An 8,252-nucleotide genomic window follows, 5' to 3' on the forward strand; every position below is an offset into this window, starting at 1 on the left:
GGCCCGGGTGCGCCGACCGGGGCGGCGCACCCGGGCGGCGCGGTACCGGGCAGGCCGCTCGCCGGCGGCTGCGGGGCGTGCTCGGGCCAGCGATCGGTCATGATGACCTCGTCCAGCGGCAGCTTGTGCGACCAGGCGCGGCGCTCCAGGCCGGGGAAGGGCGGGCGCTCGTCGGGCCAGCCCAGGCACAACCAGCCGAGGGTCTCGACACCCGCCGGCAGACGCAGCAGCCCGGCCAGCTCGGCGGGGCGCATGAGCGTCACCCAGCCCATGCCCAGGCCGGCGGCACGGGCGGTCAGCCACATGTTCTCGATGGCGGCCGCGCAGCTCCACAGATCGGCGTCCTGGAAGGTGTTGCGGCCCAGCACGCCCGAGGCCGGGGTGCGGCGGTCGCAGGCGACGACGAGGCCGAGCGGGGCCTCTCGGATGCCCTCGAGCTGCAGGTCGAGCAACCGGGAGGCGCGCTCGGGCGCCAGGCCGGCGGCCTGGCGCAGGCGCTCGCGGTCGGCCATGAGGGCGACGCGCTCGCGGGTGCGGCGGTCGCGCACGACGATGAAGCGCCACGGCTGGGACTGACCGACGCTGGGGCCGCCGTGACCGGCCTCGATGACGGCGCGGACGAGCTCGTCGCCGACGTCGTCGGGCCGGTAGCGGCGGATGTCGCGGCGGGCGCCGATGACCCGGTCGAGGGCGGCGCGCGTGGCGTCGTCGAAGGCCCAGCCGGCGGCGTCGCCGTCGCGCTCGGCCGAGCTCGTGGCGTCGCCGATCACCGGCACCGGGCGGTGCCAGATGTGCTCGGGGGACTGGTTCGTGCTTTCGCTCATGGGCGCAACGTTATCGGCGTTATCGGCGTGCCGGTGCGCCGGCACGGGGCGGGGCGCCCCTGTCCCCTCCCGGCCGGGGAGCGGTCACCCGTGCACGACGACGGTCCCGGCGGGCAGGCCCGGGTCGGCACCGATGCCCAGGCCGGACGGCTCCAGCCCCGCCTTGACGACCTGGGCGCCGAGCACGGCGATCATGGCGCCGTTGTCGGTGCACAGACCCGGGCGCGGGCGGCGCAGCTCGATGCCGGCGGCGGCGGCGCGCTCGCCGAGCAGGCCGCGCAGACGCGAGTTCGCGGCGACGCCGCCGCCGATGATCATGTGCTCGATGCCGTGGTGCCGGGCGGCGTCGACGGCCTTGGCCGTGACGACGTCGGCGACGGCCTCCTGGAACGAGGCGGCCACGTCGGCGACCGGCACCTCGGCGTCGTCCAGGCGGCGGGTCTCGACCCAGCGGGCGACGGCCGTCTTCAGACCCGAGAACGAGTAGTCGAAGCGGTGCCTGGCCAGGTCGTGAGCGGCGGTCAGGCCGCGCGGGAAGCGGATGGCCCCCGGGTCGCCGCCCCGGGCCGCCTCGTCGATGACCGGGCCGCCCGGGTAGGGCAGGCCGAGCAACCGGGCGACCTTGTCGTAGGCCTCGCCGGCGGCGTCGTCGATCGTCGTGCCGAGCTCCACGACGTCGCCGGTGATGTCGCCCACCCTGAGCAGCTGGGTGTGCCCGCCCGAGACGAGCAGCGCCAGGGTGGGCCGGGCGAGCGGGCGGGCCGGTTCGTCGTCGGGGTGGTCGAGCAGGTCGACGGCGACATGGCCGACCAGGTGGTTGAGGCCGTACAGCGGCTTGCCGAGGCAGGCGGCCAGGGCCTTGGCGGCGGCCAGTCCGACGACGAGGGAGCCCATGAGGCCGGGGCCGGCGGTGACGGCGACGGCGTCGAGCTCGGCCAGGTCGATCCGGGCCCTCTCGACGGCGCGGCCCAGGGTCGGGCCGATGGCCTCCAGGTGGGCGCGCGAGGCGACCTCGGGGACGACGCCGCCGAAGCGGGCGTGCAGCTCCATGGAGCTTGCCACCTCGTTGGCGAGCATCTGCTCGCCGCGCACGATGCCGACCGATGTCTCGTCGCAGCTGGACTCGATGCCCAGGACCAGCGGCTCGCTCATGGCCGCCCTCCTTCCGCCGCGCCCGCGGCCGATCCCCGTGGCCGGACCGCAGCCTCCAGGACGAGGGCGTCGGCCCCCGGCCCGTAGTAGTTCTCGCGCACGGCGATGCGGATGAAGCCGGCCCGCCCGTAGAGCGCCAGCGCGGCGCCGTTGTCGCGACGCACGTCCAGGAGCATGCGCTCCGCCCCCCTGCCGGCGGCCGCCGCCATGAGACCGGCCAGCAGGCCGGTGGCGACACGCCGGCCGCGGGCGGGCGGGGCCACGACGATGCGCAGCAGCTCGGCGTCCTCGAAGAGCACGCCGATGATGCCGGCCGCGACGAGCCCGTCGCCCCCGCGCAGCCCCAGGCACAGGCGCCCGGGGCCGGCCAGTTCGGCCCGCCAGGAGTCGGCGCTCCAGCGCTCGCCCGGACCGAAGCCGTGCCGTTCCAGGCCCAGCAGGCCCGGCAGGTCGTCGGCATCCAACCGCTCGAAGGCGGGCGCCACGGTGCCCGTCCGGTTCCGGGCGGCGGCGCTCACCGGCCCGCCCCGGGCTGCAGACGGCGGTGGCGCCCGCCCAGTGCCGTCTTGCGGGCGCTCGGCAGCTCGGCGTCGGGCCTGCGCAGGTACAGCGGCTCCAGGCCGGCCTCGGGCAGCTCGTGCAGATGGGCGGCGAGGAAACCGGCGTCGAGTCCGGTCGGCGCACCGGGCGGGCAGCGCGCAGCGAGCAACTCGGGGTAGACGCCGACGCCGGGGCCGGCGGTGGGCAGATCGGGAAGGGCGGTCGGCGCGCTCACCTGCGGGTCGTCGGAGCACCGGCCGTCCCTGTAACCGGCCCAGTAGAGCTCCCTGCGGCGGGCATCCGAGGCGACGACGAACTCGCCGGGGGCGCCGGACGCCGCCCACTGGGCGGCGATGACGTCGAGGCCGCACACGCCCTTGACGGGCAGGGCCGCCGCCAGGCCGGCCGTGATGGCGGTGGCGATGCCCACGCGCAGCCCGGTGAACGGGCCGGGCCCCACCCCGACGCCTATCGCGGCCAGATCCTCCCAGCCGATGCCGGCGCGTCCGAGGAGGCCCTCGATGGCGGGCGCGAGGAGCTCGACGTGGGAGTGGCTGTCGCCCACGTGCTCGGAGGCGATCGCCTGCCCGTCGCGGGCCAGGCCGACGGCAATGATGTCCGACGTGTCGACGGCCAGTGTCCAACCCGTCGTCGGGCGGTTCGTCGGCGCGGTGCTCATCGGGACTCCCCGGCCTCGTGTCCGGGCGCGGCGGGTCCGCCGCGCAGGCTGAAGAGATCCTCCCCGGCCCAGCGGTCGCCGTGGCCGGTGAGGTGGACGATGCGGGATTCGTCGGCGGGGTCGGCGCTGCGGACGATGTCGACGTCGAGGCGCTCGGGGGCCAGGCCCTCCGCCATTCCGGCGCCCCATTCGACGAGGGTGACCGAGTCCGCCATGGACGAGTCGAGGTCGATGTCCTCGAGTTCGGCGGCCGAGCCCATCCGGTAGGCGTCGACATGCACCAGGTCGGGGCCACCGCTGCGCGCGCGGTGCACGCGCGCCAGGACGAAGGTCGGCGAGATGACGGGGCCCTCGACGTCCAGCCCGGCGCCGAGGCCCTGGGCGAGGGTGGTCTTGCCGGCACCGAGCTCGCCGTTGGCGACCAGCAGGTCCCCGGCGCGCAGGTGTCCGGCCAACAGCGCGCCGAGGTGACGCATGTCGTCGGCGGTCGACACGGTGACGGCCACGGGCAGCCCGATGGCCAGGATGAGGCCGCCGGGCACCTCGTGGTCGACGGTGAAACCGTGGGCCCGCCACCAGTCGATGATCTCGGGCAGATCGCGGCGGGCCATGAGCTGCAGGCGCCGCGCCCCCCGCTCGGCGGCCCACTCCCCCGCCGCGCGGACGATGACCGAGGCGAGGCCCGTGTGCTGGAATCGCGGCAGGACGCTGACGCGGTGGATCATGACGGCACCGGGGCGCGGGCGGCTCATGAGCAGGCATGCGGCGTCGCGCCCGTCGACGGAGGCGATGACGCCGCCGCAGTCGGCGATGCGGGCGCGCACGTCCTCGACGGTGTCGCTCAGCGCCTCGGGCGGGGGGTCGAGTGCTCGTCTGGCCCCGAAGGCCTCGCGAATGATGTCGAGCATGGCGGGCGCGTCCTGCTCGTCCGCCAGTCTCAACTGCACCTCGTCATCGGTCACGTCCGCCCAGTCTAGTTGGGGCCCGGCGAGAGGGGACGGTGCGTGAACCTGGCCGGGTCCGGCAGCAGCCGGACCAGCCCGTGGGGGAATCACCGCATCTGCCGGTGTCCCGGTCACGAGCACGGCGAGAGCGGAGGCGAGCTACGCCCGGCACTCGGTGGTGGCCGTGTCCTGCCTGTCACGGATGATGGTCACGGCGACCAGGACGGCTCTGTGGAGACCAGTGAGAACCCCCTCACCTGCGACCAGCGCGCCGAGGACGGCGACACCGACGGCGCTGCCGGTCTGGCGGGCGGCGTTGATGGCTCCACCAGCTATTCCGACGTGCTCGGCTGGGGCAGAGGCAACTGCGGCAGAGGTTGCGGCCGGCATCGCGAACGCCATGCCGGAGCCGGCGGCGAATGTCAGCACTGCAACCATCAGGCAAGGGACTTCTTTCGTGAGCAGCACGAGGCTGCTGAACCCGGCAGTGCCGATCACCGGCCCCATGAGCATCGCGGGAAACGCGCCCCGGCGAGCCGTGGCACGGCCGCCCAGCGGTGACGCGACCACGGCACTGCACGCCTGCGGCGCCAATGCGGGACCAGCAAGCCACGGTGGGTACCCATGTATTCCTGGAAGAATAAGGAAAGCACGAAGAGTTGTCCGAAGAAACTGACGTTGAGCACGAGCCCGACCACAGCCGCAGCTGAAAACCTAAGGTGGCTGAACAAGGCCGTTGGCAGCATCGGATCCGGCTGCCGTCGCTCCACTATGATGAACACTGCAAGAAAACGGCAACCGCGATGAATGCGCCGATCTGCCACAGCGGCCATCCATGCTAACCGGCAGTGATGATGGCATAGGTGACTGCCATGAGAATAAACACTGAGAGCACTTGTCCGGCCATGTCCACCCGTCTCCTCCGACCACCTCTGACTGCGGGAATTGCCCATAAAGTGAGCAAACAGCCAGTGGCGATGAAGGGGAGGTTGACCCAAAACACGGCCCGCCAGCCGATCACCGACACGAGCGCTCCGCCAGGGACAGGCCCGACTGCTGCAGCGACACCCCCTGCACCGCCCCACAGCCCAATGGCTCGCGCCTGTTCTTCCGGATCATCGTAAACAGCTGACGACAAGGCCAAGAACCCGGGCACGAGCGCGGCAGCCCCAAGACCCTGCACACTGCGGCCAGCAACAAGGAGACCGCTGGTCGGAGCGAGCGCGCATACAACCGAAAAGGCAGCAAGAATGATGAGGCCAGCCACGTAAACCTTCCGTGCGCCAAGACGATCGCAGGCAGCACCGGCAGTGAGCAAGAATGCCGAAAAAACAAGGGTGTAGGCATCAACGACCCATTGCAGAGAAGCCACTGTCGTATCAAGATCGGCACCGATCCCAGCAAGAGCAACATTGACAATTGTCGTGTCGAGCATGACGATGAAGAACCCCAGCAGGATTGCGATCAACGCCGTGCGACGATGGGGCGAGATCATGCGCTTGGCCCCCGTCCCGCCCGTCGCGCAGTCGCTGGCGATTCTCGCTCATCGTGGTCACTTCCTCTGTCCTCATGGGTCATGAATCTGATGAGTTCAACCTGCTCCCGTGATTGTTCGCCTGCCGCCGAACAGTCGCGGGTGCATACTGTGAGACCATGGCTGCACGCGTGTTCCCCGAGGCAGTTCCAGACGTCTCAGCCGTGGCCTCGGCGTTGGCAGACCCATCACGGGCCGCGATGTGCGCCGCCCTCATGGACGGCCGTGCGTGGACCGTAGGCGAGCTCGGCAGGTACGCCGGCTTGGCGCGTTCGACCGCCAGCGAGCACGTCGACGTGCTCGTCTTGCACGGCATCGCCCACGACATCCGGCGGGGCCGTCACCGCTACGTCCATCTGGCAGGGGACGGCATGGCCCGAGTGATCGAAAGCCTCGGCGTGATGACCCGCTCCGCCCTGCCCACTCCGCACAGCCTGAACTCGTCACGTGCGAACGCGAATCTTCGCGAGGGCCGGACGTGCTATCGGCACATCGCCGGCAGGCTCGGCGTCCGCCTGGCCGAACAGTTCATGGATCGTCAACTCATCGACGCCCGGTGGCAGGCCACCGATCAGGGGCGTCGTCTCTTCGCGCAATGGGGTGTTCCCGCCTCGACGCTGAACGCGGCGAGGCCGTGCATGGACTCCACCGAGCGCCGGTTCCACCTCGCCGGTTCCCCCGGCACCGGAATCTGCACAGTCTTTCTGAGCAGGCAATGGCTCGCCCGTATCGGCCGCACTCGTGCCGTGCGACTCACTCCCACCGGTCGAGCAGCGCTCAACGATGCCGGGATCACTCTTGACGACGCAACTGGCCTCCCCACGGCCCGCACCCGCTCCCCGGCCAGTTCTCAGGCCTCGGCCGCATCGCGCGGGCCAGGGACCATCCGCTGACGTTGACCGCCGGACATCTCCCGGCGCGACGCAGGCGATCTGATCGTTCAACGCCCCCAGGCTCATCCGGGTGAGCCCCCTCACCGCCGATGCTGATGCTGCCGGAGCCGGGATCGTAGAAGCGCACCAGCGGTTTCGCCGGCCGGGGCCGTCGTGCGTGCTCTCCCCCGGGACCGGCAGGCCGATGCCGTGCAGTATCGTCGTCCCGGCACGAATCGGCGCACCGTGCCCGGAGGGACGTCAGCGGAATCGGCTTGCCCTGCCCGGCACCGCTGGCGCGTTCGGGTGCGGCAAGCGCTCGCCTTCAGCGTTCGCGGCGCCCGCGGCGGTGGGCGTGCCCGCCCCTGGACCCGCCGCGACGCCCGCCCTTGCGGCCCCTTTGCCTACGAGGCCGGCGTGCTGGGGTGATGAGGGCCCTGTACCGCTCGGCGCTGATCGGCTCGCCGTCGGGAACCGCTCCTCCGGTCAGCTCGGCCAGGCGCTCCCCCGGGTGCACCCCGTGCACCCGCTCGTGGACGCCCGCCTCGCGCAGGATGCGGTCCATCCGGCGGCGCTGGCGGGGCAGTACGATCGAGACGACCAGACCGTCGGTGCCGGCGCGGGCCGTCCGTCCTGCGCGGTGCAGATAGTCCTTGCCGTCGTGCGGCGGATCGGCCTGCAGCACCAGCGAGACGTCGTCGACGTCGATGCCGCGGGCCGCCACGTCGGTGGCCACCAGCACCGGCACCCTGCCCTCCCGGAAGGCGTGCAGGACGCGGGCCCGCATGCCCTGGGGCAGGCCGCCGTGCAGGGCGCCGGCGATGATACCGACCCCGCGCAGGCGTCCGGCGGCCTCGTCGGCGTCGCGCTGGGTGCGCACGAAGACGATCGTGCGCCCCGGCCGGTTGACGGCCTGGGCGATGACGTCCCTCCTCTCGCGGGCGCCGACGGCCCAGATCTCGTGGCGCATCGTCGTGACCGAGGCACGAGCGGCGTCGACGCCGTGCACGGCCGGATCCTTGAGATAGCGGCGCACGAGCCCGTCGACCTGCCCGTCGAGCGTGGCACTGAACAGCAGGTGCTGGGCGCCGGCGGGCACATCGTCGAGGACGCGGGTGACCTCCGGCAGGAAGCCCATGTCGGCCATCTCGTCGGCCTCGTCCAGGATGATGGTCTCGACCCGGTCGAGCGCGGCGGCCTGCTGGTTCATGAGGTCGACCAGACGCCCGGGCGTGGCCACGACGAGGTCGACGCCTCTGCGCAGGGCGCGCAACTGGGGCGTGTAGCTCATGCCGCCGGCCACGAGCACCGTGCGCATGCCCATGACCTCGGCCAGCGGGCTCAGCACGTCGTGCACCTGCATGGCCAGCTCGCGGGTCGGCGCCAGGCAGACGGCGCGGGGGCGCTCGGGCTCGGCCCCGCCGCGACCGAGGCGGGTGAGCGCGGGCAGGCCGAAGGCCAGCGTCTTGCCCGAGCCGGTCTGGCCGCGGCCGAGCAGATCGCGCCCGCTCATGGCGTCGGGGATGGCGGCGGCCTGGATCGGGAAGGCCGTGGCGATGCCCTGGGAGCCGAGGACCCCGCAGACGGCCTCGGGCACGCCGAGCTCGGTGAAGCGGGGACCGCGGCGCGGCCTGCGGGGCCCCTTGTCGAGGCCGACGGAGGCGTGCGGGTGGCGCTCCCGCTCACGGCGCGCGGAGACCTCCTCGG

General features: G+C 72.6%; 9 protein-coding genes. 2 read left to right on the forward strand and 7 right to left on the reverse strand.

Translation table 11 applies throughout. The features are described 5' to 3' along the window. The 5 genes from bluB to tsaE form a co-directional block, all read right to left on the reverse strand. A partial coding sequence (bluB, locus tag R2N01_RS10470; RefSeq protein WP_316670943.1) for a 5,6-dimethylbenzimidazole synthase occupies positions 1 to 824 on the reverse strand: 824 nt, incomplete at its 3' end. A gap of 84 nt (positions 825 to 908) precedes the next feature. Further along, positions 909 to 1,976 carry a tRNA (adenosine(37)-N6)-threonylcarbamoyltransferase complex transferase subunit TsaD gene (gene tsaD, locus R2N01_RS10475; RefSeq protein WP_316670945.1) on the reverse strand — a complete coding sequence of 356 codons (1,068 nt, stop codon included), beginning with the start codon at positions 1,974 to 1,976 and terminating at the stop codon, positions 909 to 911. Then, the gene (locus R2N01_RS10480) at positions 1,973 to 2,494 is read right to left on the reverse strand and encodes a GNAT family N-acetyltransferase (protein WP_316670946.1); all 522 of its coding nucleotides are present in this window, start codon (positions 2,492 to 2,494) and stop codon (positions 1,973 to 1,975) included. Before R2N01_RS10480 ends, tsaD begins: the two co-directional genes overlap by 4 nt. Next, entirely contained in the window at positions 2,491 to 3,195 is a 705-nt protein-coding gene (tsaB, locus tag R2N01_RS10485) for a tRNA (adenosine(37)-N6)-threonylcarbamoyltransferase complex dimerization subunit type 1 TsaB (RefSeq protein WP_316670947.1), read from the reverse strand. Before tsaB ends, R2N01_RS10480 begins: the two co-directional genes overlap by 4 nt. Further along, positions 3,192 to 4,157 (reverse strand): tRNA (adenosine(37)-N6)-threonylcarbamoyltransferase complex ATPase subunit type 1 TsaE, encoded by a 966-nt coding sequence (tsaE, locus tag R2N01_RS10490; RefSeq protein ID WP_316670949.1) that lies wholly within the window; start codon positions 4,155 to 4,157, stop codon positions 3,192 to 3,194. Before tsaE ends, tsaB begins: the two co-directional genes overlap by 4 nt. Positions 4,158 to 4,370: 213 nt before the next feature. On the opposite strand from tsaE, the gene R2N01_RS10495 reads away from it, so the two are divergent. Continuing rightward, entirely contained in the window at positions 4,371 to 4,700 is a 330-nt protein-coding gene (locus tag R2N01_RS10495) for a hypothetical protein (protein WP_316670951.1), read from the forward strand. A 277-nt stretch (positions 4,701 to 4,977) separates the two neighbouring features. On the opposite strand, the gene R2N01_RS10500 is transcribed toward R2N01_RS10495, so the two are convergent. Then, positions 4,978 to 5,634, reverse strand: coding sequence for an MFS transporter (locus R2N01_RS10500; protein WP_316670953.1), 657 nt, complete (start codon positions 5,632 to 5,634; stop codon positions 4,978 to 4,980). Positions 5,635 to 5,792: 158 nt separating this feature from the next. Between R2N01_RS10500 and R2N01_RS10505 the strand changes: the two genes are divergently transcribed. After that, a complete protein-coding gene (locus tag R2N01_RS10505) occupies positions 5,793 to 6,566 on the forward strand; it encodes a helix-turn-helix transcriptional regulator (RefSeq protein ID WP_316670956.1) in 774 nt (257 codons plus the stop codon). A 304-nt stretch (positions 6,567 to 6,870) separates the two neighbouring features. On the opposite strand, the gene R2N01_RS10510 is transcribed toward R2N01_RS10505, so the two are convergent. Continuing rightward, positions 6,871 to 8,252, reverse strand: a 1,382-nt coding sequence (locus R2N01_RS10510) for a DEAD/DEAH box helicase (protein WP_316670958.1), incomplete at its 5' end; no start/stop codon positions are given.

The organism is uncultured Propionibacterium sp., from assembly GCF_963539965.1.
GTDB lineage: Bacteria > Actinomycetota > Actinomycetes > Propionibacteriales > Propionibacteriaceae > Propionibacterium.

Bases quoted from the DNA above. Each gene is read 5' to 3' on its own strand.
- tsaD (WP_316670945.1), bottom strand. From the start codon at position 1,976: ATGAGCGAGCCGCTGGTCCTGGGCATCGAGTCCAGCTGCGACGAGACA.
- R2N01_RS10500 (WP_316670953.1), bottom strand. From the start codon at position 5,634: ATGATCTCGCCCCATCGTCGCACGGCGTTGATCGCAATCCTGCTGGGG.
- R2N01_RS10505 (WP_316670956.1), top strand. From the start codon at position 5,793: ATGGCTGCACGCGTGTTCCCCGAGGCAGTTCCAGACGTCTCAGCCGTG.
- tsaB (WP_316670947.1), bottom strand. From the start codon at position 3,195: ATGAGCACCGCGCCGACGAACCGCCCGACGACGGGTTGGACACTGGCC.